The sequence below is a fragment of the Buttiauxella sp. BIGb0552 genome (assembly GCF_004366275.1).
GTDB lineage: Bacteria > Pseudomonadota > Gammaproteobacteria > Enterobacterales > Enterobacteriaceae > Buttiauxella > Buttiauxella gaviniae.
Genome location: NZ_SODY01000003.1, coordinates 547,478 through 572,651 on the forward strand (window position 1 = coordinate 547,478; position 25,174 = coordinate 572,651).

Genomic DNA, 25,174 nt, shown 5'->3' on the forward strand with positions numbered 1-25,174 from the left:
ACATTTTAGAAACTTGCTTGTTAAGTTTCACAGTGGTATTAAAATGAGCTGTCTTTAGCCCATCATTAATGAGTCCACGCTATGAATCTTGCTGCTCCGGTCGAAATCGCACTGCGCCGGATAACCCCCCAGGACAATGCAGCCATCGCGCGCGTTATCCGTGAAGTCTCTGCTGAATACGGCTTAACCGCCGATAAAGGCTATACCGTGGCAGATCCGAATCTCGATGAGCTTTATCAGGTCTACAGCCAACCGGGTCATGCCTATTGGGTTGTGGAAGTGGATGGTGAAGTCGTCGGTGGTGGTGGTGTCGCGCCGTTAACGTGCAGCGAACCGGACATTTGTGAATTGCAGAAGATGTATTTCCTGCCAGTAGTGCGTGGCAAAGGGTTGGCAAAACGCCTGGCGTTGCAGGCAATGGATTTTGCCCGCGAAAAAGACTTTAAGCGCTGCTATCTGGAAACCACGGCGTTTCTGACTGAAGCCATCGCGCTGTATGAGCGTCTGGGCTTTGAACATATTTCTGAGCCGCTTGGCTGCACCGGCCATGTGGATTGCGAAGTGCGGATGATTAAGTCTCTGTAACCGTTTTAAACGGGTTTACTGAATCTATTCAATCCAGTAAACCCTGCAACTTTTTATTGGGTCGCTAACCGTTGAATTCGCTTATCACGGCGGATTTTGCGTTCTTCCATCACCGCAACCATCGCCATCAGCACGATGCAACAAATTGCTGCGGCATCAAGCGCTGCGAAAGTCCCTGCCCAGCCAGTCAGACCAAAGATTGGCGTACCGTCGGCAATCATCCCAAGCCCTAATTTAGCGAAGCTGTCGCCAATCAGATAGGCGAAAGTACCTTTGATGCCGTCAGCCGCACCGATAGCTTTTTTCGGAACGAAGCCCACCGCCGCCACACCAATCAACAATTGTGGACCAAACACCAGGAAGCCCAGCGCGAACAGTGATGCCAGGTAGACATACTGGTTGCTGGCGTGCTGATAAACGCCGAGAGTCGCGATGATTAATGCCAGCGCAACGCAGGCCACCAGCGCACGGCGACCGTTCGCCAGATCCGACAACCAGCCCCACAGCAGCGTGCCGACCAATGCCCCCACTTCAAACAGAGTAAAGCCCTGAATCGCCACTTCTTTGGAGAGCTTCAGCTCCTGAAACGCGTAAACCGTGGACCACTGGTCAATACCGATGCGTACGACGTAGAGGAAGATATTAGAGAAGCACAGCAGCCAAATAACTTTATTCTTCAGCACGTACTCCACGAAGATTTGCCATTTGGTCATCGACTCGTCTTCGGTCTCTTTATCTTCTTCACTGATTTCTTCGCTAAACAATTCTTCAGCTTTGCCCAGACCGTAGGATTCAGGAGAGTCGCTGCCATAACGCAGGCCAATGAAGCCAACAATCAGCGCAATGATGGATGGGAAGATAAACATGCCAATAACGTGGCCGTCGAACAGAACGTTCGCGCCAATCAGCGCCACGCCTGCGGCCCCCGCACCGCCCAGGTTATGGGAGATATTCCACAGCCCCAGATAGGTTCCGCGCTTGCGGCGCGGCGTCCATTTGGTGATGGTGGAGTAGCTGCATGAGCCACCCGCGCTCTGGAAGAAACCGCTCAGGGCGTAGAAAGCAATCATCAAAAACAGGCTGACCGAACCGGTGCCCATACTGGCGCTAAAGCCCAGCATACAGATAGCCGAGAGGATCAGCATAAACGGCAGGAATTGTTTGGTATTTTTGCCGTCTGCGTAGTACGAAACCAGGGTTTTACCCACGCCGTAGGTGATGGAGAAGCCCAGGCCTATCATCCCCAGTTGCGTCATGCTCAACCCGTAGGTAGAGATCATGTCGTTCTGCGCGATATTGAAGTTCTTACGGATCAGATACATGGTCAGGTAGCCGATAAAGACCACCAGGTAAGACTGCATGAAGGGTTTGAACCACATCTTGCGCCGCACATCGAGCGGCAGATCCAGGGTCGGCTTGCGCACCTGATTTAATAAGGCCAGCATGGGTTACTCCTGATTTAAAAACCTGCGTGATAGCAGGCATTGTAAAAATCAGTAGCGGCTTTGGCCTGAGATGGCTTCCAGGAACAACCTGGAAAATTTCTTAGTTTTGCGCCATTCGAGGTAAAAAGGTGAGATGTATCACGCTTCGCTACGGACGCGTGGCGACTGGGCATTCAGGAACGGCAGCAACAGCAGCGCAGAAATACCTGCCGCAATGGCAATCACCGCGAAGTAACCGTTCCAGTGCCAGATATCGATCACGCGCGCCAGCGGCCAGCCAGACAAAGATGCGCCGAGGTAAGCAAACAGGCCAACAAAACCGGTCGCAGCCCCCGCAGCTTCTTTATGCGAGCACTCTGCCGCCGCCATGCCGATAAGCATCTGCGGGCCAAACACAAAGAAACCTGTGGTGAAGAAGCAGGCCGCCTGCATCACATAGCTGGCAAATGGCATCAGCCATAGCGAGCCTACCGAGAGCAAAATCCCGGCGGCAAATATCAGGTTCATCGGCCCACGGTTGCCATTGAAGAGTTTGTCCGATCCCCAGCCTGCCACCAGTGCGCCGATAAACCCGCCCAGCTCAAACATCGTTACCGCCGAGTTCGCAGTGACCAGATCCACGCCCAGAGTCTCCGACATATAGAGATTACTCCAGTCGTTGATCGCCGCCCGCACCACGTAAACCAGGACATAGCACAGTGACAGCAGCCAGATATAGGGATTCCCCAGCACGTACTTGTAGAGGATTTCCCGGCGCGTCAGACCTGCGCCTTCCTGCTGCTGGGCGATTTCCAGTTCATCGTGCCGCCAGTCACCTATCGGCGGCAAGCCCACGGTTTGTGGGCGATCGCGCAGACGCCAGCAGAGAAATAACCCGGCCAGAATAGCCAGTGAACCGGCGATCATCATCCCGGCACGCCAGCCGTAATGCAGTGCCGCCGCGCCGACCACCATCGGGATTAGCGCCCCACCGACGTTATGCGCGGTGTTCCATACCGCCCACCAGCCACCGCGCTCGGTACGGGAGTACCATGCCGTGAGCAAACGGGCGCATACCGGCGAACCCCAACCCTGGAAAAAGGCATTCAGCACCCACAGCAACGCGAATGCCCAAAGGGAGGTGGAGAAACCAAAAAGAATGTTAACCACACCGGTGGCGATAAGCCCCAACCCCATAAAATAACGGGCGTTTGAGCGGTCACTGACGATGCCGGAGAAAAATTTCGACAGCCCATAAGTTATGTAAAACAGCGTAGCCAACAGGCCGATGTCGGTACGTGTCATCACGCCGCTGGCGAGGATTTCCGGCGCGGCGGCATTAAAGCTTTTACGGGTGAAGTAAAACAGCGCATAGCCCAACCAGATGGTGATTAGAATATGCCGACGCCAGTAGCTATAGCGTGCGTCAATTTCAGCTTTATCGCTGACTGGCGTCGCCGCCGGTGGGGCTTTCAGGAAAGTGAACATCGTCAGTCCTTACGCGTATCGCAATGGCAAACTGACGCTGACGCGCGTGCCGTGAGTACAGGAAATAGTGAGGTTTCCGCCGAGCGCCGTAACCCGTTCGCGCATACCTGCCAGGCCAAAACCTTGCTGCCCGGAGTCGGACGGCAGGCCACTGCCGTCATCTTCAATCACCAACATCAGGCGTATGTCCTGCTGCCAGCCCTGGATCGTTACTGCGCTGGCACTGGCGTGTTTCACAATGTTGTTCAGCCCTTCCTGGCAAACGCGGAACAGCGTAACGCGCTGGCTTTCACTCAGTAGCGGCTCGTCGATTTTCCAGTCGAGGTGGCTCACGATGCCACGGCTTTCCAGTTCCATTTCACGCATCAACGAACGAATCGCCTGCTCCAGGGATAAATCATCCAGCTGGCGTGGGCGCAGCCTTCCCAGCAGGCGGCGTACCGAATCGTAAATCCCAAGGGAGAGCTGTTCGATATGCGCCCCACCCAGCTTGACCCCTTCGTTACCCGGTGCCAGGCGCTGCACAATCCCCGCCTGGGTACGAATCGCGGTAATGGTCTGGCCGATATCGTCATGGAGTTCGCGCGCCACTTCGCGCCGCACGCTCTCCTCGGTTTCCAACAGGCGTTCAGCAAGGCGGCGATTGCGCGCAAGCTCAGTTTGCAGGGACTGGTTAAGCTCGCGCAGGCGCTGGATACCCGCGCCCAGCAACAGCCCGGTCAGGCTTTGTGCCAGCAACGAAAGCAGTAGATCCACCGGATGATCGTGCCAGGTTTGGCTGGCGATCAGCGCAATGGCGTTCATCAACGTGGCGATCAGCGCGCCCTGCCAGCCGTAATGCCAGGCCAGGGCGATAATCGGCAACGCCAGGCAAAACGGGGTAAAGCGGGAAAGTTCGTCAGGTAGCCCAAGTTGTAGCCACAGGCTGACAACAAACAGCAGCAGATACCAGATAAGGTGACGGGCACGCCAGTTCACCGGCTGTGAAACCAGTCCTGGTCCCAGCGGCTGCCAGACGGTGCTGGTGAGGTAATGCCAGATGACGAGGCAAGTTGGAGCCAAGGTTAACCCACCGGTCAACGTCAGCAACAGCGCGTTCAGGGTCTCCTGCCCTTGCCCAAGCCACGGCAACGACTGTAACAGTGCGGCGGCAATCAGCGCCCCGCCCTGACGCAGCAACGTGCGCCAGTCACGCTGATGGCGATAGCGGGAAATCAGCGCCACAGGCAGAAGGGTTAGCACACCGCCGACCATTAACAACGGAAGATGCGCCAATGCGACTTCCTGCGCCAGCCAGACGAGCATCAACCACTCCGCGCCGAGCAATACGGGCCAGTAGCCACGCGGGCATTGCAGCATCAGCCCTAAACGCAGGCCAAAAGGAAACAGCAGCACGGCAAGCTCAGGCCGTTCCACCAGGTGCAAGCTAATGCTCCACAGGCAAAACCAACTGGCCGTAAAGATAAAAAAGCTGGCGACGACGGAGATAAGCCGGGAGAAAAAAGGTTGCATCACCATCCGTCAAACAGGCGGTGAGCCAGACCGACATCGTTACTGACGTCGAGTTTTTCCATCAGATTGGCGCGATGCACGTGAACAGTCTTTGGCGATAACCCAAGCTCGGTGGCAATCTCTTTCACCGCCATGCCCTGGGCCAGTTTTTCCGCCACCTGGCGCTCGCGTTTGGTTAGCGGATCCTGCCGTCCGGCCGCCAGTTTAACGGCGATGTCTGGCGTCAAGTAGCAGCCACCCGTCGCTACCGTATGCACGGCGGCAATCAGCTCATCCGGGCTACAGCGTTTTGACAGAAAGCCTCGCGCGCCAGCGTTTAAAGCCTGCTCCACCAGTGCCGGGCTATCGTGCACCGACAACATAATCGTCGCCATCCCTTTGGGTAGCTGGCTGAGCAGTTCCAGCCCGGAAATATCCGGCATCGAGATGTCGCAAATACACACCTGCACGCCGCGCCCCGGCAGCCCAGCCAGCGCTTCGCGCCCGGAGCCGAACTCAACCACAATCTGAAAATCCGGCTCCAGCCCCAACAGCTGCGCAAAGCCGGAGCGGACGATAAGGTGGTCGTCAATAAGGGCGATGGTTATCATGATACTTTCCAGGAAGGTAAAAACGCGCTTACCTTAGCGATAAGCGCGAAGCTGTTCAAGCCTTAAGCAATTCGAGGGAGGCCACAGGCAGATGAACATACAGCGGCACTTCAGGATCCTGCGGTTTAAGAGGAAGGTAAGCCGCTGTGGAAACGAAACTCTTCATCCGGGCTGTTAATTAATGCCGCTTCGACCTCGCCCAAGAAACGCACACGATCGCTGATGTCCCCACCTGCAATCTGTTCTGCCAGGGCTAAATAATCCTGATAATGCCGGGCTTCCGAACGCAGCAGCGACAAATAGAATTTCTGTAGTTCATCATCCAGATGCGGTGCCAGAGCGGCGAAACGCTCACAGGATCGCGCCTCGATATACGCCCCGCAAATCAGTTTATCCACCAGCATAACCGGTTCATGCGTTCGCGTTTGGCCCAGCAGCGCTTTGGCGTAACGGCTGGCGGTCATTTTCACGTAGGGAATGTTGCGGGCAATCATGATCTCGCGCACCTGCCAAAAGTGGTGCAGCTCTTCTTTAATCAACAACACCATGCTGTCGATAAGTTGCTGGCCCCAGGCACTCTGCGTTTGCGGCATGACGTTTTTGCTCAAGGTTTTATGCAGCGCGACAAAATCAGGTTCGGCTCCTTCACGGAAAGCGAAATCTTCGTAGGGTTTGAGCCAATCGAGTAAAAACTGCGCACTGCTTTTATCGGCGACATATTTACGAATCAGGAACATGGCCGTTTGTGCCGCTTTGAGTTCGCACACCAGATGGTCAGTCAACAGCAATGGCAAATGCTCAGGCTGGCGGGCCTTTTCAATCCATGCATCAGGTGTTGGGCAGTGCAGAAAATTCAGTACCGGGGAGAGGAGTTGCGGGTAGTTCATAATGAGTTGTTATCTTTCGTTGATGTGCAGCGGCAATCGCCGCTGCACAGAAGAGATTAGTGGCGGACGCCGTCGTCGTCTTCGTCGGCTAAATCTTCGTCGTCATCACCTTCTTCACCGTCTTCGCCATTCGGATCTTCGTAGTAAGTGCCCCAACCGTCATATTCCACACCAAATTTTTCAGCGAGGTTCAGCAGTTGTTCTACTTGCTCATCCAACAGCTCAGCTTTTAACGCACTTTCGCTCAGCACGTCACAGCAGATAACGGTATCACCCTCTTCCACTTCCAGCTCTTCCGGGTCAGTAACTTCGTAACCCATTTTGAAAGCTTCAACAGCTGCTTTTTCAAGAGTTTCGAAATCGTCTGCGGAAAGGTGATGCTCAATAGTGTACAGCGCGTCAGGATCGCTGCCGTCTTCCAGTAATTCTTCAATAATCAAACGCGTTTCTTCGCGTTGCTCTTCGAGCAGTTCTGGATTTGCCATGGCCCTTTCCTCAATTTGTAGGCAGATACTTCTATTTTCACACACGGCTGAGTTTGCCTCCACCTTTCCCGATAAAGATTTATTCGTCGGGGGTTGCAAATGCATAATCATACATATAAATTGAATTTTAATTCAATAAGTGGCAGGTGCCATGCGAGGAAAATATGAGTCATTTCTATCAAAAGCATTTTCTTAAATTACTGGATTTCACCCCTGCACAGCTTCACGAGTTACTTGCTCTCTCTGCCAAACTAAAAAACGATAAGAAAAAAGGCACTGAAGTTCAGCATCTTACTGGAAAAAATATTGCGCTCATCTTCGAAAAAGACTCGACTCGTACGAGGTGCTCTTTCGAAGTTGCCGCATTTGACCAGGGCGCTCGCGTCACTTATCTCGGCCCAAGCGGCAGCCAGATTGGGCATAAAGAATCAATTAAAGATACGGCCCGTGTATTGGGCCGTATGTATGACGGTATTCAGTATCGCGGGTTTGGTCAGGAAATCGTTGAAACACTGGCGCAGCATGCTGGCGTGCCGGTGTGGAACGGGTTGACCAATGAGTACCATCCCACGCAATTGCTGGCCGACCTGCTGACAATGCAGGAGCACATGCCAGGCAAAACTTTCAAAGAAATGACGCTGGTCTATGCGGGTGATGCGCGTAATAACATGGGCAATTCCATGCTCGAAGCCGCGGCACTTACCGGGCTGAATCTGCGCCTTGTGGCTCCACAAGCCTGCTGGCCTGATGAAAAGCTGGTGGCAGAGTGCCAGGCAATGGCCGCTCACAATGGCGGGAAAATCACGCTCACTGAAGATATTGCCGCAGGCGTTAAAGGCGCTGACTTCATTTATACCGATGTGTGGGTATCAATGGGTGAAGCCAAAGAGAAATGGGCTGAGCGTATTAACCTGCTGCGCCCTTATCAAGTTAATAGCACGATGCTGGCGTTAACCGGTAATCCGCAGGTTAAATTCCTGCACTGCCTGCCTGCTTTCCATGATGACCAAACCACGCTGGGCAAGCAGATGGCAGAACAATATGGCCTGCATGGCGGTATGGAAGTGACGGACGAGGTGTTTGAATCGGCAAATAGCGTTGTGTTTGATCAGGCTGAAAACCGCATGCACACCATCAAAGCGGTGATGGTCGCCACCCTTGCGGATATTTAATGAGTTTTAAAGCCGGGTAAGCACACTGCGCTACCCGGCATTATTTTTAGGCCATCAACATCTTCACAACGACCTTACGCACGGTCGCAGGCTTGCCAACAGCGCACAGCGGCTTGTGAACTTCGCCTGGATAGAACACCACGAAATCCCCTTCATTTAACACGATGGTTTTTTCCTGCTCGCCTTCTGGCAGGAACGCGATGTCTTTGTCAGCCAGCCAGTCAGTTTCTGGCGTGCCCGCAGGCAGGCAGCTAAATGTCATACCTTCCTGGCCGCGCATCACAATCTGGATATCCAGATAGCGCTGGTGAAACTCTGCTGGGCGCTCTTCAATCGGTTGCGTAGAGTCTTCAGAAACCAACATAAATAGACGGTTACCGTCAATATCATGCTTGCCCAACGGGGTTTCAGGAGTGATGTGCTGTTTAACATGCTCAATCGCCTGACGCAGTTCTTCAGGAAGCCAGGATTGCAAAGAATGAATGTTGCCAATAATCATGATTAATACCTTTTTGAAACGATGTTTTATTACGGTATTTATACGAGCATTCACCTTTTGCCGCCATGAGTTTTTGAAGAAAACCTGTGCTGACGCATGTTTAGCGCAAAATATGTTACAGCTTTGTATCAGCCATGAGGTTTTTATGCATGAAAAAAGCATAACCTCAAAATAGACTCCGGCAGACTCATTCGTAACCTGCTGTTTAAAAAACAAAATTATTTAAAACTAACCACCAGTCACATTTTAAGCTTGGTAAGTAAGTGCAAGTTTAGTCATAAATATTTTGTTTATTTTCCCATGATATGGATGAAAAATACGGCTTTATGCATAGTTATATTTAAATTTCAAAATATCCATAAATTTCAATTAATTAAAAAACATCATTTTGGTTACTCAATAACATTGGGTTAACACTAATAAAATAGAATATGCATAATTTCGCGTATTTATTCAGACTTACTAATGACTTTATTTATAATTCCATGACAGCTATCAATTAATTAACAGAGAATTAAAAAGCCCCTTGAGTGCGTGATTAAGCTCACATTAAATATCCCTCATGAAATTAACATACGCCTCGAAGACATTTCGAAAGCCTATTTAACTTGCGGTAATAGTTAACTATTACCACTGATATTTTCATCTCAGGATTAATGCAAAGGAATAGTCATGGATAAGCACTATGTTGGTTCCGAAATTGGATAACTTCGCAGTGTAATGCTGCACCGCCCTAATCTGAGCCTGAAAAGACTCACCCCCTCTAATTGCCAGGAATTATTATTTGACGACGTTTTATCTGTAGAACGTGCTGGTGAAGAACACGATATATTTGCCAATACATTACGTAGTGAGGGGGTAGAAGTTTTATTACTGACTGACCTTCTGACTCAAACCCTGGACGTTAGCGATGCCAAGGCCTGGCTGCTGGCAACACAGATTTCTGACTACCGCCTTGGCCCGGCATTTGCCTCCGATATTCGCAGCTGGCTTGCCGATATGCCACACCGTGAATTGGCTCGCAGGCTGAGTGGTGGCCTGACTTATGGTGAAATTCCGACTTATATTCAAAATATGGTTGTCGATACCCATGAAGTTACCGACTTTATTATGAAGCCGCTGCCGAATCATTTATTCACCCGCGATACCTCCTGCTGGATTTATAATGGCGTATCTATTAACCCAATGGCGAAAGCCGCACGCCAACGTGAAACAAATAACCTGCGGGCCATCTACCGCTGGCATCCAACATTTACCGATGGCAATTTTATTAAGTATTACGGTGACGACAATATTAATTATGACCACGCAACATTAGAAGGTGGTGACGTATTAGTTATTGGTCGTGGCGCGGTATTAATTGGTTTATCTGAGCGCACCACTCCGCAAGGTGTGGAGTTCCTCGCTGAATCATTATTCAAACATCAACAAGCCACTCGCGTTATTGCCGTTGAACTGCCTAAACACCGCTCCTGTATGCACCTAGATACAGTGATGACACACATCGATATCGACACCTTCTCCGTCTACCCGGAAGTGGTCCGCAAAGACGCTCAGTGCTGGACATTAACCCCGGATGGCCGTGGCGGCATCAAACGCCACCAGGAGCCAAACCTGCTGCACGCCATTGAACAGGCGCTGGGCATCGATCAAGTCCGTTTAATCACTACCGGCGGTGATGCGTTCGAAGCAGAACGTGAGCAATGGAATGACGCCAACAACGTGTTAACCGTGCGCCCGGGTGTGGTCATTGGCTATGAACGCAATATCTGGACCAACGAGAAATACGACAAAGCGGGCATCAAAGTCCTGCCGATTCCTGGTGACGAGCTGGGTCGTGGTCGCGGTGGCGCACGCTGCATGAGCTGCCCATTAGAACGTGACGGTATTTAATCCAGGGAGAAATGAAATGGAACACAAACCGACACTGGTTGTAGCACTCGGCGGCAATGCACTATTGAAGCGCGACGAGCCTCTGGAAGCGGAAATACAACGTAAGAACATTGATTTAGCGGCTAAAACTATCGCACAACTCACCTCCTCCTGGCGTGTGGTGCTGGTTCATGGCAATGGCCCGCAGGTCGGGTTGCTGGCACTACAAAACAGTGCCTATGAAAAAGTGACGCCATATCCGCTCGACATTCTTGGGGCCGAAAGCCAGGGAATGATTGGCTACATGTTACAGCAGTCACTGAAAAACCAGCTGCCAAACCGGGAAGTCAGCGTACTGCTGACTCAGGTTGAAGTGGATGCCAATGACCCCGCATTCCAGAACCCAACGAAGTACATCGGCCCGGTCTATGACAAGGCGCAAGCCGACATGCTGGTTGCTGAAAAAGGCTGGACAGTTAAAGCCGACGGCCAGTATTTCCGCCGTGTGGTGCCATCCCCACAACCAAAACAGATTGTTGAAAGCGATGCGATCACCGCCCTTATCCAGCGCGATCACCTGGTTATTTGTAACGGTGGCGGCGGTGTTCCGGTAGTGGAAAGAGCCGATGGCTACCACGGTATCGAAGCGGTGATTGATAAAGATCTTTCCGCCGCATTGCTGGCACGCCAGATCGAGGCCGATGCGCTTTTGATCCTCACCGATGCGGACGCGGTCTATTTCGATTGGGGAACCCCTGCGCAACGCCCGATTTCGCATATTACGCCGCAAGAGCTAGACGCCATGAAATTCGATGCCGGTTCTATGGGACCGAAGGTCGCCGCCTGCAGCAAATTCGTCGCGCAGTGCCACGGTATTGCCGGAATTGGTGCGCTCGAAGATGGCCCGGCAATTCTGGCAGGCGAGAAAGGCACACTGATTCGCGAATAGCTGCAGCAATTTTGTCGGATGGCGCAGCACTTACCCTCAAAGCGTAGGGCGGATAAGCGGCAGCGTCATCCACCAACAATATTAAGGATGTAAAAATGACTATTAACCTGAAAAACCGCAACTTCCTGAAACTGCTGGACTTCAAACCTGTAGAAATCCAGTACCTGATCGATTTGTCTCGCGAACTGAAAGCCGCCAAAAAAGCAGGTACTGAGAAGAAAACCCTGGTGGGCAAAAACATCGCGCTGATCTTTGAAAAAACCTCCACCCGCACACGCTGCGCATTTGAAGTTGGTGCCTTTGATCAAGGTGCTCTGGTGACTTATCTCGGCCCAAGCGGCTCACAGATTGGTCACAAAGAATCAATGAAAGATACCGCCCGCGTATTAGGTCGGATGTATGACGGCATCGAATATCGTGGCTACGGCCAGGATATCGTTGAAGAGCTGGGCGAGTACGCGGGCGTTCCGGTGTGGAACGGTTTGACCAATGAATATCACCCGACTCAAATTCTCGCGGATTTGATGACCATGCTTGAACACGCACCGGACAAAAAACTTCAGGACATCGCCTTCGCTTATCTGGGCGATGCACGCAACAACATGGGTAATTCCCTGATGGTGGGTGCTGCGAAGATGGGTATGGATATTCGCCTGGTGGCACCAAAAGCGTTCTGGCCAGAACCTGCCCTGGTTGAACAATGCCGCGCTATCGCCAAAGAAACAGGTGGCCGCATCATGTTGACCGACAGCGTCGAAGAAGGGGTTGCCGGCGTTGATTTCCTCTACACCGATGTGTGGGTTTCTATGGGCGAGCCTAAAGAAGCCTGGGCTGAACGCGTCAGCATCATGACGCCTTATCAGGTTAACCAAAACGTCATTAATGCCACTGGCAACCCGAATGTGAAATTCATGCACTGCCTGCCTGCTTTCCACAACGAAAACACCAAAGTCGGTAAAGAAATCGAGCAGGAGTACGGCCTGAAAGGGCTGGAAGTGACTGAAGAAGTCTTTGAATCAGCACATTCCATTGTCTTCGATGAAGCCGAAAACCGCATGCATACGATTAAAGCCGTCATGGTTGCCACGCTAGGAGAGTAATTCGCACTGGCGGCGGGAATAGTCTCGCCGCCACCCGCGCATTCATGCTGTATCCCACAGCAAGAGGAAATGAAAATGGCCGATGCTACCCACGGTGATGTCGCCGCGACATCCACAACAAAAGAAACAAAATTAGGGCTTAGCGCGCTGGTTGCGCTGGTAATTGGTTCAATGATTGGCGGTGGGGTATTCAGCCTGCCGCAAAACTTTGGCTCCGTCGCCTCACCGGGCGCGTTACTCATTGGTTGGGTAATTACCGGAGTCGGGATGTTATGTCTCGCATTTATCTATCAAAACCTCAGCTCCCGTTGTCCGGAACTTGAAGGGGGCGTCTATAGCTACGCTCGCGCTGGATTCGGCGATTTCATCGGCTTCCAGTCCGCCTGGGGATACTGGTTCTCCGCCTGGCTGGGCAACGTTTCCTACGCGGTATTACTGTTTAGCGCGATGAGCTTTTTCATCCCGGTATTCGGCGATGGTAATAACCTGCCGTCGATCATCGGCGCATCTGTAGTGCTGTGGCTGGTACACGCGCTGGTTCTGCGTGGCGTGCGTGAAGCGGCTTACATCAACACCATACTCACCGTCGTCAAAGTGGTTATCCTGCTGGTATTTATCGTCGCCGTGTTGATAGCCTTTAAGATTGGCGTGTTCACCGCCGATTTTTGGGGCCGCATGATGGTCGTCAACGGCACCGCGCCTGAGCTTTTCGATCAGGTGAAAAATACCATGCTGGTGACCACATGGGTGTTTATCGGTATTGAAGGAGCGACCGTCGTTTCTGCGCGTGCCGCAAATCGTAGCGATATTGGTAAAGCTACAGTGATTGGTTTACTGGGCGCACTGACTATTTATGTGCTGGTCAGCGTGTTGTCGATGGGGATTTTGGACCAGGCGTCACTTGCCGGGCTGAGAAACCCTTCTATGGCCGGTGTGCTGGAGAGTGTGGTTGGGCCATGGGGCGCTAAATTTGTTGCAGGTGGCGTTATTCTTTCTGTTGCAGGCGCCCTGCTCGCCTGGACGCTATTCGCCGCAGAACTGCCACGCGTTGCCGCCAAAGACGGTATCTTCCCGAAAATCTTTGCCAAAGAGAACGCCAGACATTCCCCTTCGTTCTCATTGTGGATAACCAACGGCCTGATCCAGTTATTCCTCATCCTCACACTGTTCTACCAGGCGGGTTATCAGGCGCTGTTCTCTATCGCAACCGCTGCCATTCTGCCTCCTTATCTGTTTAGCGCCGCCTATGGGCTGAAACTGGCCTGGACGGGCGAACGCTATGCGAAAGGGGAATCACGCACCAGCGGATTGATTCTCGGCATCATCGCCACCGTCTACGGATTCTGGCTTTGCTATGCCGCTGGCGACTCAATGCTACTGAGTTCGTTGTTGTTCACCCCAGGGCTTTTGGTCTTCCTGTGGCAGAAGAAACAGCAGGGGCAACAAATGCTGAAGGGTTATGAATGGGCGATTGCGGCGGCGATCTTGCTGTTGGCGGCCTGGACATTAAAACTGGTTGTTTCCGGATCAATACAGATCACTTGATATGTTTAACGCCCCTTAGGGGGCGTTAAATTCTTTAAACCTAATAATTTGCAACATTTATTATTGATAAACCTTGAAAAACCCGATCAAACGAACAGTTTAAATTTATAAGCGGCGTAAATTAGTCGCCTGATAAATCAAGGAATGGTGAATGCAATGAGCGTATCCCACGCCCCCTCTGAGAAGGATCATAATCAACTAACACTCTGCCAAAGACTCATTGTCCATAAAAGCTATCAATCGCAAGAAGAACTGCGTCGCGATATGCAGCTCCACGGATTTGAAAACATTAGTCAGTCTACGGTGTCCCGGCTGCTGAAATTGCTTGGCGTTATAAAAGTACGCAACGCCAAAGGTCAGAAAATTTATGCATTAAATCCGCAATCTCAACCCGCACCGGATGCAGCACGTTCAATCGCAGAGATGGTGATTAGCGTCGAGCATAATGCTGAGTTTGTCATGATTCATGCCGTTCATGGATACGGGCGGGCCATAGCAAGAATTCTCGATTATCGAGCAGTGCCAGAGATTTTAGGCGTAGTAGCGGGCAGCAGCATTGTATGGATTGCACCACGCGAGGTACAAAAAACCGCACAGGTCCATCGGCGAGTTATGCAAACCCTTGGATTACATTAGAGTCGGATAAATATTCACAGCAACCGATTGCTAATGGCTAAAATATGTGAATTTATCCCTTGAAGTGTCCTCCCACATGCGTATAATGCGCCACAATTTGCCGGAGGAAGCATGGTCCAGTGTGTTCAAAAAATTGCCACACCACGTCGTCTAAAAGACGGCGCTAACCTGTTTTTCTTTCCGTTGCATCAATCAATTCCAAAGGCCCCTCATTGAGGGGCTTTTTTTTTGCCCGACGCCCGAGAACAGGAGATAAACATGGCTAACCCCCTATATCAAAAACATATCATTTCCATAAACGATCTCAGTCGTGAAGAACTTGAACTGGTGTTATCTACCGCGGCAAAACTGAAAGCCAATCCGCAACCTGAACTGTTGAAACATATCGTTGTTGCCAGCTGTTTCTTTGAGGCTTCAACGCGCACTCGTCTCTCTTTTGAGACCGCGATTCACCGCCTGGGTGCATCGGTTGTCGGCTTCTCCGACAGCAGCAATACCTCGCTGGGTAAGAAAGGCGAAACGCTGGCCGATACTATTTCAGTTATCAGCACCTATGTTGATGCAATCGTCATGCGCCATCCGCAAGAAGGCGCTGCACGCCTGGCAACCGAGTTCTCTGGCAATGTGCCGGTGCTGAATGCCGGTGACGGTGCCAACCAGCACCCAACACAAACCCTGCTGGATTTGTTCACCATCCAGGAAACGCAGGGCCGCCTGGAAAACCTGAATATCGCCATGGTGGGTGACCTGAAATATGGCCGTACCGTGCACTCATTGGCGCAGGCGCTGGCGAAATTTGAAGGCAACCGCTTCTACTTTATCGCGCCAAATGCGCTGGCGATGCCGAAATACATTCTCGATATGCTGGATGAAAAAGGCATCGTCTGGAGCTGCCATGAAGCTATCGACGACGTGGTAGGCGAGCTGGATATTCTGTACATGACTCGTGTGCAGAAAGAGCGGCTGGACCCGTCTGAATACGCCAACGTGAAGGCGCAGTTTGTCCTACGTGCAGCAGACCTTGCCGATGCCCGCGAAAACATGAAAGTACTGCACCCGCTGCCACGCGTTGATGAAATCACTACGGATGTCGATAAAACCCCGCACGCCTGGTATTTCCAGCAGGCAGGCAACGGTATTTATGCTCGTCAGGCTTTGCTGGCGTTAGTTTTGAATCGTGAACTGGTTTGAGTGAGAGGAAGATAAAGATGACACACGACAACAAATTACAAGTTGAAGCGATCAAACGCGGTACGGTTATCGATCATATTCCTGCACAGGTTGGCTTTAAGTTACTGACTCTTTTTCAGTTAACGGAAACAGACCAGCGCATCACTATCGGCCTGAACTTGCCTTCAAAAGAACAGGGCCGTAAAGACCTGATTAAAATCGAAAACACCTTCCTGACGGATGAGCAAGTTAACCAACTGGCACTGTATGCACCGCATGCAACGGTCAACCGCATTGATGAATATGAAGTGGTCGGTAAGAGCAAACCGAGCCTGCCTTCACGCATCGATAAAGTGTTGGTTTGCCCGAATACCAACTGCATCAGCCGCAGCGAACCCGTTCATTCTTCGTTTGCAGTGAAAAAACGCGACGAAAACATCAGTCTCAAATGCAAATATTGTGAAAAAGAGTTTGCGCATCACGTTGTGCTGGCAGATTAATCATTGCCGCTGAAGTTCTCGCCTCTATAATGGGCGGGAGCTTTTTGTTTGCCTACGAACCATTAAGGAATGATATATGTCTCGTATTATCAGCACCGAAAACGCCCCAGCAGCAATCGGCCCATATGTTCAGGGTGTCGATCTTGGCAGCATGATTATCACTTCTGGCCAGATCCCAGTGAACCCAAAAACAGGTACCGTACCGGAAGATGTGGCAGCACAAGCGCGCCAGTCTCTGGAAAACGTGCAGGCGATTGTTGAAGCCGCTGGCCTGAAAGTTGGCGATATCATTAAAACGACTGTTTTCGTAAAAGATCTGAATGACTTTGCGATCGTAAACGCAACTTACGAAACCTTCTTTAATGAGCACAAAGCAACTTTCCCTGCGCGTTCTTGCGTTGAAGTAGCTCGTCTGCCTAAAGATGTGAAGATTGAGATCGAAGCGATTGCCATTCGCCGCTAACGTTTCAATTTTAAGGCCGCAAACGCGGCCTTAAATTTTGTCGGATGTCGCTACGCCAATCCGACCTATTTCACACTCGCCCGCAACAATTTCTGTAACGGATAGACTGCCGCAACAACGACCTCATCTTGCGTTTGTGCCGCATTATCGAGCTGTTTCTGAATCCCCTGAACTTCATCAGCGCTCAACGTTCCCTGTTTTGCTACCAGATCCGTTAAACGCAGCCCTATTCCCGCCAGTTTATCGACATTTTCAGCCACCGGTTTTAACGCCTTAAGCTGATAGTTACCATCGATCAGGGCCAGCACATCCGGCGTGTTACTTTGCCAACGCGCGAAGGTATGGCGCAGCGACTCGGCGCTGTTGCTGTCTTCAGGATCAGCCACCAGTTTATCAGCCCACATATCGAGTGATCGCACCTGGTTGCTTTCCGCGCCTAGTGCATCAGCAAAGCGGTTTAGTGGCTCAAAATGATGGTAATTTCCGGCCTGGAATTTCAGGTGCTGGCGAGTGTAGTACTGCGCCGGTTCAACCGCCTGAGCGAGAATCTGCAACGGCAAAATCTCCGTCGTGCCAGCAAGGCGCGTGAGCTGTTGCGCGGCGGCGGCATGCTGCTGCAAGCCCACTGAAACCGTCGACCATGCATCTATCGCCTGCAGACGCTGATACATATTATCGATATCTTTCACATCTTCGGCGGACCACAAACGTTCAGCGACCGCAAAGGCACGCGGCCACAGCTTGATATCCAGTAATGGAGATGCGACGTTTTCGGCCCACAGCGCCGCCTCGCCACCGATAATATTGTTCATCTGCTCAGGTGTTGGCACTACCGGCTGAATGCCATCAGGCACGTCATCTAATTTCTGGCCGGTTGCCGGGTAACGCACATTACCCACCAGCATATAGCCGCTCAATTTGTCTTTATCGAGGGTTAATACCGGGCGTGTTTCTCCCATCCAGGTATCGACGATGAACGTCACCTGGGTTGGGCTCAGCCATTCAATATCACGTACCGCGCGGCGGGATTTACCTTTGAAGTCGATAAAGCCACGCCATGCCGTCTGACTGCTCACCAGAGTGAAACTGCCTTCCACCGCACTGCCTTTTAGGCGCGGCATATTGAAGAACCAACTTTGCGCGCTGTCTGACTCGGTAAGCTTATCGATCCCATTCAACCCTTGCGGCAGGATCTCATTACGATAGTGGTAAGCCGTTGATTGCGGTTGATCGAGATAGAAGCCTGTCGACAAAATACCTTTGTAACCGTTCGCCGCGACCATCCCCAGAGCGTCCTGCCCTTGCCAGGATTGGATCAGAATACTTTTCGGTAGATCCGGATGGTAGATCTCATCCCAACCCATCATCTGGCGGTGATGTTTTTCGAGGATCTTCTCCAGCCGTTGGTTGAAGTAGGTCTGCAAAGCGTGCGTGTCGGCAATATTGTGCTGCTTCATAAACGCCTGGATTTGCGGTGAATTTTTCCAGTGTTCGTCATCAACTTCATCGCCACCAATGTGCAAATAGCTGTCCGGGAAAATGGCCGTCAGCTCGCCAATTAAGGTATCAACAAATTTATAGGCAGCGTCGTTTGTTGGGTTCAGCAGCGGTTTTAGCACGCCCCAGTGGCGCTCCATTTGATACGGTCCCGGCGCGCTCATCAGTTCCGGGTAGGCCACTGCAATCGCCGACGCATGGCCCGGCAAGTCCATTTCCGGCACCACTCGAATACCGAGCGATGCGGCGTAGCGCACCACTTCTTTCATTTGTGCCTGAGTATAAAAGTCACCATCACTCGCCAGTTGCTGCAATTTCGGATAGGAGGTGGAGGCAAAACGCCAGCCCTGATCGTCAGTCAAATGCCAGTGCAGAACGTTCATTTTGGCCGCGGCCATGCCGTCTAACTGGCGCAGAATATCTTTGATGGGCATGAAGTGGCGAGCTGAGTCGACTAACAACCCACGCCACGGGAAGCGCGGCTGATCTTTGATAGCCACAAACGGAATGGCGGTGTTTTCCGGGCCGTTCTGAATGAGTTGTAGCAGGGTTTCCATGCCGCGCATCGCGCCAAAGCGCGTGTTTGCCGTGAGCTTTACGCCGCCAGCAGTGACGCTTAACTGGTAGCTTTCATCGCTGTTGAGCTCAGGTAATGAGGCAACGGCTTGTTTGATTTGGATATCAATGGTGGGTTTTGCAGGGTTGGCCTGTGCAGGTTGTAATTGCCAGCCCGTTTGCTGAGAGATTCTCTGCCGCCAACGGTCAATTGCGCCGGGGAGTTTGTCGCCGCTGATTTTAATGGAAATGGCGTTGTCGAGAACCAACGTCCCTTCTGCGGCCGGGCGGTCAACCTGCTGCGGCCAGGGCATTAATGCTAAATCACCTGCCGGAGCAGCCCAGGCCTGACAAGTTGCAGCAATGCAACCTGCCAGCAGGCTCAAACGTATTGATTTAAACATGAATATTCCTTTAACAATGACGGGCCAGAAAAAAGCAAAAACAATCTGGTAACACGTGTAGAAATATTCATCAAGGTTATGGCGAGAATCAGCGAGATGCGGATCACATCCCGCTGATTTTTACTGCATTCGAGTTGCAGCCAACGCCGCTTCAGCTTGAAGGATGATGGGTATATTACTGCCAGCCGTAACGACGGCTGTAGAACCCTTTAACACACTGAGTCAGCGTCATATATCCGGCAAGGATTGCAATCAGCCATGGGAAGTAGCTCAGCGGCAGCGCCTGGAGCTGCAGATAACTTGCCAGCGGCGAGAACGGCAGGCCAATCCCAACCACCATCACGACCAGCGTCATCACCATCAATGGCCACGCAGCACGACTCTGAATGAACGGAATGCGGCGGGTACGAATCATATGCACAATCAATGTTTGTGACAGTAACCCAACCACGAACCAGCCAGACTGGAACAGGGTTTGTGCTTCTGGCACGTTTGCCTTGAACACCCACCACATGACGCAGAATGTCAGAATGTCGAAGATGGAGCTTATCGGCCCGAAGAACACCATAAAGCGACCTAAATCCGCCGGGTTCCAGCGCTGTGGTTTCTTGATTTGCTCGTCATCAACGTTATCGAACGGAATCGCCACCTGGGAGACATCGTATAGCAGGTTCTGAATCAGTAAGTGCAACGGAAGCATTGGCAAGAATGGCAAGAAGGCACTGGCCACCAGCACACTGAACACGTTACCGAAGTTAGAACTGGCGGTCATTTTGATGTATTTCAGCATGTTGGCAAAGGTTCTGCGCCCTTCAATCACGCCTTGTTCCAGCACCATCAGACTTTTTTCCAGCAGGATGATATCTGCAGCTTCACGCGCAATGTCTACCGCGCCATCCACTGAAATCCCGATGTCGGCGGCGCGCAGTGCTGGCGCGTCATTAATGCCATCGCCCATAAAGCCGACTACATGCCCTTCGCCACGCAGCAGGCGCACGATACGTTCTTTGTGCATTGGCGTCAGGCGGGCAAACAGCGTGGTACGCAGAGCCAACGCCGCAAGCTGCTCGTCAGGCATATTTTCGATTTCGCTGCCTGTCACCAACTCGCCCACATCCAGACCCACTTCGCGGCACACTTTCGCGGCCACCAGCTCGCTATCTCCGGTCAGGATCTTAACGGCAATGCCGCTGGCTTTAAGTGCTTTCAGCGCAGGTGCGGTGGTTTCTTTCGGTGGATCGAGGAACGCGATGTAGCCTTCGAGGATCAGATCCGACTCATCAACACGGCCGTAATCTTCACTCCGCGCAGGCAGGAATTTGGTGGCAACAGCGACCACACGTAAACCCTGGCGGTTCAGATCGTCAGTCACACGGCGGATACGCGCCAGCAAAGTTTCGCTGAGCGGTACGATCTCGTCGCCATAACGAACCTGAGTACAAACATTCAGGATCTCCTGCAACGCGCCTTTACAGATCAGCTGATGCACATCCGGCTGTTCAGATACCACGACTGACATACGGCGGCGTTCAAAGTCGAACGGGATCTCATCAACTTTCTGCCAGCGTGCAGCAGCATTGCGGGCATGATCTTCATCAACACCTTCCAGCACCGCGACATCCAGCAGGTTTTTAAGCCCGGTTTGATAATGGCTGTTAAGCCAGGCGGTGTGCAGAACGTGGTGACTCACCGCGCCGAGAATATCGGTGTGCGACTCCAGAACAATGCGATCTTGCGTGAGCGTGCCGGTTTTGTCGGTGCACAGAATATCCATCGCACCAAAGTTCTGAATAGCATCCAGGTGTTTGACGATCACTTTCTGTTTAGAGAGTTTCACCGCACCACGGGCCAGCGTCGAGGTAACGATCATCGGCAGCATTTCCGGCGTTAAGCCGACTGCAACCGAGAGCGAAAACAGCGCCGCTTCCCACCAGTCACCTTTGGTGAAGCCGTTGATCAGCAGCACAATTGGTGTCATCACCAGCATAAAGCGGATCAGTACCCAGCTCACACGGCTGATGCCTTTCTGGAACGCATTCGGCTCGCTTTCTTGCTGCGTGACACGCCCGGCCAGTTGACCAAACCAGGTATTGCCACCTGTTGAGATGATCATCGCAAGCGCTGTGCCGCTCACCACGTTTGTGCCCATAAAGCACAGCGTGTCGCATTCCAGCGGGTTGTTGTGCGACATATCACGGCTGATCGCGACCTTTTCAACCGGTAAGGATTCGCCAGTCAGCGAGGCCTGGCCGACGAAGAGATCACGCGCTTGTATCACGCGCAGATCCGCCGGGATCATATCGCCTGCCGCCAGTTTAACAATGTCGCCCGGCACCAGGCTTTCGAGCGGGATTTCGATAAACGCATTTTCACCGCTTTCATTCACTACACGCAGTACGGTCGCGGTGTTGCTGACCATCGCTTTGAGCGTGTCCGCCGCTTTAGTGGAACGCGCTTCCTGAACGAAGTTGAGCAATGTGGCAATCACCACCATCAGCGCAATGACGCCTGCGGCAAACATATCCTCAGTGGAGTAGGAAACAATGCCGAGAATTGTGAGCAGGATATTGAAAGGGTTGCGGTAGCAGGTCCAAAGATGAACCCACCACGGCGACGGCTTTTGCGCCGGGATTTGGTTGAGGCCATGAAGCTCAATGGCTTGTTCAACTTCCTGCGCATTCAGCCCTTCCGGGTGGCTTTTGAAATCGCGATAAAGTTGCTCTTCAGGAGCTGCTGCATATTTCAGGCAGGCTTCGGTCAGAGAGGCGGGAACCTCTTGAGCATGAGCAACGGTATTGTCATCTGGCATCAGGTCGCGTTGGATCAAGCGACGTGGCAGGTGGCGGCTCAGTTGTGCAAACAACTGCCGGGTCAGATTTTTTAACAGCATAGTAGTCCCTCGGCCCCACGCAATGCGGAGCCTGGTGACATGCAGGCGCGGCTAATCCTTGCCTTGCAGGCCAAATAATTTCTTCAGCAGGGACATCGTTGATTGATACAAGATAGATCTCTGCCTTACGCAATCCGGTAAGGCAGTCGCTTCAAAGGCAGTTGCTTCAAAGAAGGGAGTCTTACCGGATTATTCCTGTCATTACAGGGTCTGGACTGGGATCAGGTTCCATGTCGCCTCCGGTTAAAAGAAAAAGTCATTACACTAATCGCGGGCATTCTACACCCGCAAACCTAAACCTGGCGTAAACCAGATTTTTTCCATTGTGGTATTGTTGGCTTGCCTTGATTCTAATGAGCAATTGACTGCCGGGAACCTAAACGATGCAAAGCCGCCTCACTATCAAAGACATCGCCCGTTTAAGCGGTGTCGGTAAATCCACGGTCTCCCGTGTTCTGAATAATGAAAGCGGCGTCAGTGCCCGTACACGAGAACGAGTGGAAGCGGTCATGCAGCAAGAGGGTTTCTCCCCTTCCCGCTCGGCGCGTGCCATGCGTGGCCAGAGCGATAAAGTGGTTGCCATTATTGTGACGCGTCTGGATTCACTCTCCGAAAACCTCGCGGTACAAACCATGCTGCCGTCGCTGTACGAGCAAGGATATGACCCGATCATGATGGAAAGCCAGTTCGACCCGGAGCTGGTGGAAGAACATCTTGGCATGCTCAAGCGGCGCAATATCGACGGTGTGATTCTGTTTGGTTTTACCGGCATCAACGAAAAAATGCTCACTCCGTGGCAATCGACGCTGGTTCTGATGGCGCGTGATGCCAAGGGCTTTGCTTCCGTTTGTTATGACGACGAAGGCGCTATCACCAGCCTGATGGCGAAACTTTATGCCGAGGGCCATCGTCATATTAGTTTTCTTGGCGTGCCGCATAGTGATGTGACAACAGGTTTACGCCGCCATGAAGCTTATCTCGCCTTCTGCAAACAACGCCAACTGACGCCAAACGTGGCATTGCCGGGGTTGGCGATGAAACAAGGTTACGAACACGTCGCTGAAGTTTTGTTGCCAGAAACCACCGCCCTGCTATGCGCGACCGACACCCTCGCTCTGGGCGCCAGCAAATATCTACAGGAACACCAACGCACCACGCTGCAACTGGCGAGCGTCGGTAATACGCCACTGATGAAGTTCCTGCATCCGGAAATCATCACCGTCGACCCTGGCTATGCCGAAGCAGGTCGCCAGGCGGTATTGCAGTTGATTGGGCAAGTTACGCAAGATCTTGAGTTACGCCAGATAGTCATCCCCTGCACTCTTCAATAAACGCTCCAAACTCAGGTTTATTGTGATCGTCGCCTTGTTTCGGGAACGTTCCCATTTCCGGTAAAAAGATTAAAAGATAACCTTGCTGGCAGATAACTTCTCCCTACCTACTTCGGAACCTCATCATGGCCAAAGTGAAACAACAGGATATAGAAAAGCTGATAGACCTGGTCGGCGGACGGGGCAATATCGCAACCGTGAGTCATTGCATTACCCGGCTGCGTTTTGTATTGAACAACCCACAAGTAGCTTCACCAAAAGAGATTGAAGAGCTGCCGATGGTAAAAGGCTGCTTTACCAATGCCGGGCAATTCCAGGTCGTGATTGGCCCCGAAGTGGGTGATTACTATCAGGCGCTGATTGCCGCCACAGGGCACAGCTCCGCAGATAAAGAGCAAGCGAAGCTCGCCGCACGCCAGAACATGAAATGGCACGAGCAGTTAATTTCCCACTTCGCCGAGATCTTCTTCCCGCTGTTACCAGCTTTGATCAGCGGTGGTTTGATCCTCGGCTTCCGTAATGTGATTGGCGATTTGCCAATGAGCAACGGGCTTACGCTCGCGCAAATGCACCCTTCACTGCAATCCATCTACGACTTCTTGTGGCTGATTGGCGAAGCTATTTTCTTCTATCTGCCGGTCGGTATTTGCTGGTCAGCTGTGCGGAAAATGGGTGGAACGCCTATCCTTGGGATTGTACTTGGCGTCACGCTCGTCTCCCCACAACTTATGAATGCCTATGAATTAGGTAGCAAAATTCCTGAAGTGTGGAATTTTGGCTGGTTTACCATCGAAAAAGTGGGCTACCAGGCGCAGGTAATTCCAGCACTGCTGGCAGGTCTTGCTCTTGGCTTTATTGAGACGCGTCTGAAACGCATCGTGCCAGATTACCTCTATCTTGTAATAGTGCCTGTTTGTTCACTGATTCTGGCGGTATTTCTGGCGCATGCGTTTATCGGCCCGTTTGGTCGTTGGATTGGCGACGGTGTGGCCTTTGCGGTTCGCCACCTGATGACCGGCAGTTTTGCGCCGATAGGTGCAGCACTGTTTGGCTTCCTGTACGCACCGCTGGTGATTACCGGCGTGCATCAGACAACACTCGCCATCGACATGCAGATGATTCAGAGCATGGGTGGCACACCGGTTTGGCCACTGATTGCACTGTCTAACATTGCTCAGGCGTCAGCGGTTGTCGGCATCATTATTTGCAGCCGTAAACATAACGAACGTGAGATTTCAGTTCCGGCAGCGATTTCCGCCTACCTCGGTGTTACCGAACCGGCGATGTACGGCATCAACCTGAAATACCGCTTCCCGATGCTGTGCGCAATGGTTGGCTCAGGGCTTGCAGGCTTGTTGTGTGGCCTGAGCGGCGTGATGGCAAACGGGATTGGCGTTGGCGGCTTGCCTGGCATTCTGTCCATTCAGCCACGTTACTGGGAAGTTTATTCCCTGGCGATTGTGATTGCGGTGATTGTGCCAATCGTACTGACCAGCGTGATGTATAAGCGCAAATACCGTCAGGGCACGTTGTTGGTGGTGTAGATTTTTGGTGGTTCAATTTTTAACTTATGCCCTAAATAATTCGAATTGCAGCAAGGCGGCAAGAGAGCTCATCCTC

21 protein-coding genes are annotated in these 25,174 nt (G+C 52.0%); 12 read left to right on the forward strand and 9 right to left on the reverse strand.

Translation table 11 applies throughout. The features are described from left to right. The first annotated feature begins 81 nt into the window (after positions 1-81). Positions 82-585, forward strand: a complete 504-nt coding sequence (locus EDF88_RS11470) for a GNAT family N-acetyltransferase (RefSeq protein WP_064513981.1) — start codon at positions 82-84, stop codon at positions 583-585. Between the two features lie 53 nt (positions 586-638). Here EDF88_RS11470 and uhpT read toward each other — a convergent pair whose 3' ends face one another. From uhpT to rraB, 6 genes are all read right to left on the reverse strand, one after another. Further along, positions 639-2,030, reverse strand: a complete 1,392-nt coding sequence (uhpT, locus tag EDF88_RS11475; protein WP_134184758.1) for a hexose-6-phosphate:phosphate antiporter — start codon at positions 2,028-2,030, stop codon at positions 639-641. Between the two features lie 138 nt (positions 2,031-2,168). Next, the gene (locus EDF88_RS11480) at positions 2,169-3,497 is read right to left on the reverse strand and encodes an MFS transporter (RefSeq protein WP_134184760.1); all 1,329 of its coding nucleotides are present in this window, start codon (positions 3,495-3,497) and stop codon (positions 2,169-2,171) included. Between the two features lie 9 nt (positions 3,498-3,506). Next, entirely contained in the window at positions 3,507-5,009 is a 1,503-nt protein-coding gene (uhpB, locus tag EDF88_RS11485; protein WP_134184763.1) for a signal transduction histidine-protein kinase/phosphatase UhpB, read from the reverse strand. Then, positions 5,009-5,599 (reverse strand): transcriptional regulator UhpA, encoded by a 591-nt coding sequence (gene uhpA, locus EDF88_RS11490; RefSeq protein ID WP_064513989.1) that lies wholly within the window; start codon positions 5,597-5,599, stop codon positions 5,009-5,011. The genes uhpB and uhpA overlap by 1 nt, the downstream gene beginning before the upstream one ends. A gap of 125 nt (positions 5,600-5,724) precedes the next feature. Further along, a complete protein-coding gene (locus tag EDF88_RS11495) occupies positions 5,725-6,486 on the reverse strand; it encodes a tRNA isopentenyl-2-thiomethyl-A-37 hydroxylase MiaE (protein WP_134184765.1) in 762 nt (253 codons plus the stop codon). A 56-nt stretch (positions 6,487-6,542) separates the two neighbouring features. Beyond that, positions 6,543-6,971, reverse strand: coding sequence for a ribonuclease E inhibitor RraB (gene rraB / locus EDF88_RS11500; protein WP_064513995.1), 429 nt, complete (start codon positions 6,969-6,971; stop codon positions 6,543-6,545). Between the two features lie 164 nt (positions 6,972-7,135). On the opposite strand from rraB, the gene argF (EDF88_RS11505) reads away from it, so the two are divergent. Continuing rightward, positions 7,136-8,143: an ornithine carbamoyltransferase gene (argF, locus tag EDF88_RS11505; protein ID WP_134184767.1), complete on the forward strand. Its 1,008-nt coding sequence runs from the start codon at positions 7,136-7,138 to the stop codon at positions 8,141-8,143. A 46-nt stretch (positions 8,144-8,189) separates the two neighbouring features. On the opposite strand, the gene EDF88_RS11510 is transcribed toward argF (EDF88_RS11505), so the two are convergent. After that, positions 8,190-8,642 (reverse strand): YhcH/YjgK/YiaL family protein, encoded by a 453-nt coding sequence (locus EDF88_RS11510; protein WP_064513999.1) that lies wholly within the window; start codon positions 8,640-8,642, stop codon positions 8,190-8,192. Positions 8,643-9,362: 720 nt separating this feature from the next. On the opposite strand from EDF88_RS11510, the gene arcA reads away from it, so the two are divergent. The 8 genes from arcA to ridA all read left to right on the forward strand — a co-directional run bounded on the left by arcA (position 9,363) and on the right by ridA (position 16,877). Continuing rightward, complete coding sequence (arcA, locus tag EDF88_RS11515; RefSeq protein WP_134184769.1) at positions 9,363-10,535, forward strand: arginine deiminase; 1,173 nt, start codon at positions 9,363-9,365, stop codon at positions 10,533-10,535. 16 nt (positions 10,536-10,551) lie between these two features. Beyond that, positions 10,552-11,463 (forward strand): carbamate kinase, encoded by a 912-nt coding sequence (locus EDF88_RS11520; protein WP_134184771.1) that lies wholly within the window; start codon positions 10,552-10,554, stop codon positions 11,461-11,463. Positions 11,464-11,558: 95 nt separating this feature from the next. After that, positions 11,559-12,563 (forward strand): ornithine carbamoyltransferase, encoded by a 1,005-nt coding sequence (gene argF, locus EDF88_RS11525; RefSeq protein ID WP_064514005.1) that lies wholly within the window; start codon positions 11,559-11,561, stop codon positions 12,561-12,563. A 75-nt stretch (positions 12,564-12,638) separates the two neighbouring features. Further along, positions 12,639-14,108 carry an arginine-ornithine antiporter gene (arcD, locus tag EDF88_RS11530; protein ID WP_064514007.1) on the forward strand — a complete coding sequence of 490 codons (1,470 nt, stop codon included), beginning with the start codon at positions 12,639-12,641 and terminating at the stop codon, positions 14,106-14,108. Between the two features lie 156 nt (positions 14,109-14,264). Next, positions 14,265-14,744, forward strand: coding sequence for an ArgR family transcriptional regulator (locus EDF88_RS11535; RefSeq protein ID WP_064514009.1), 480 nt, complete (start codon positions 14,265-14,267; stop codon positions 14,742-14,744). A gap of 258 nt (positions 14,745-15,002) precedes the next feature. Next, positions 15,003-15,935, forward strand: coding sequence for an aspartate carbamoyltransferase (gene pyrB, locus EDF88_RS11545; protein ID WP_064514011.1), 933 nt, complete (start codon positions 15,003-15,005; stop codon positions 15,933-15,935). A gap of 17 nt (positions 15,936-15,952) precedes the next feature. Then, positions 15,953-16,414: an aspartate carbamoyltransferase regulatory subunit gene (gene pyrI, locus EDF88_RS11550; protein ID WP_064514013.1), complete on the forward strand. Its 462-nt coding sequence runs from the start codon at positions 15,953-15,955 to the stop codon at positions 16,412-16,414. Positions 16,415-16,490: 76 nt separating this feature from the next. After that, complete coding sequence (gene ridA, locus EDF88_RS11555) at positions 16,491-16,877, forward strand: 2-iminobutanoate/2-iminopropanoate deaminase (RefSeq protein WP_134184773.1); 387 nt, start codon at positions 16,491-16,493, stop codon at positions 16,875-16,877. Positions 16,878-16,942: 65 nt separating this feature from the next. Here ridA and EDF88_RS11560 read toward each other — a convergent pair whose 3' ends face one another. Continuing rightward, the gene (locus EDF88_RS11560) at positions 16,943-19,333 is read right to left on the reverse strand and encodes a family 20 glycosylhydrolase (RefSeq protein ID WP_134184775.1); all 2,391 of its coding nucleotides are present in this window, start codon (positions 19,331-19,333) and stop codon (positions 16,943-16,945) included. 175 nt (positions 19,334-19,508) lie between these two features. Continuing rightward, positions 19,509-22,220 (reverse strand): magnesium-translocating P-type ATPase, encoded by a 2,712-nt coding sequence (mgtA, locus tag EDF88_RS11565; RefSeq protein ID WP_134184883.1) that lies wholly within the window; start codon positions 22,218-22,220, stop codon positions 19,509-19,511. A 386-nt stretch (positions 22,221-22,606) separates the two neighbouring features. On the opposite strand from mgtA, the gene treR reads away from it, so the two are divergent. Both treR and treB read left to right on the forward strand, forming a co-directional pair. Continuing rightward, positions 22,607-23,554 (forward strand): trehalose operon repressor TreR, encoded by a 948-nt coding sequence (gene treR / locus EDF88_RS11570; RefSeq protein WP_064514020.1) that lies wholly within the window; start codon positions 22,607-22,609, stop codon positions 23,552-23,554. A 125-nt stretch (positions 23,555-23,679) separates the two neighbouring features. Beyond that, positions 23,680-25,098 (forward strand): PTS trehalose transporter subunit IIBC, encoded by a 1,419-nt coding sequence (treB, locus tag EDF88_RS11575; protein ID WP_134184777.1) that lies wholly within the window; start codon positions 23,680-23,682, stop codon positions 25,096-25,098. Positions 25,099-25,174: the final 76 nt, after the last annotated feature.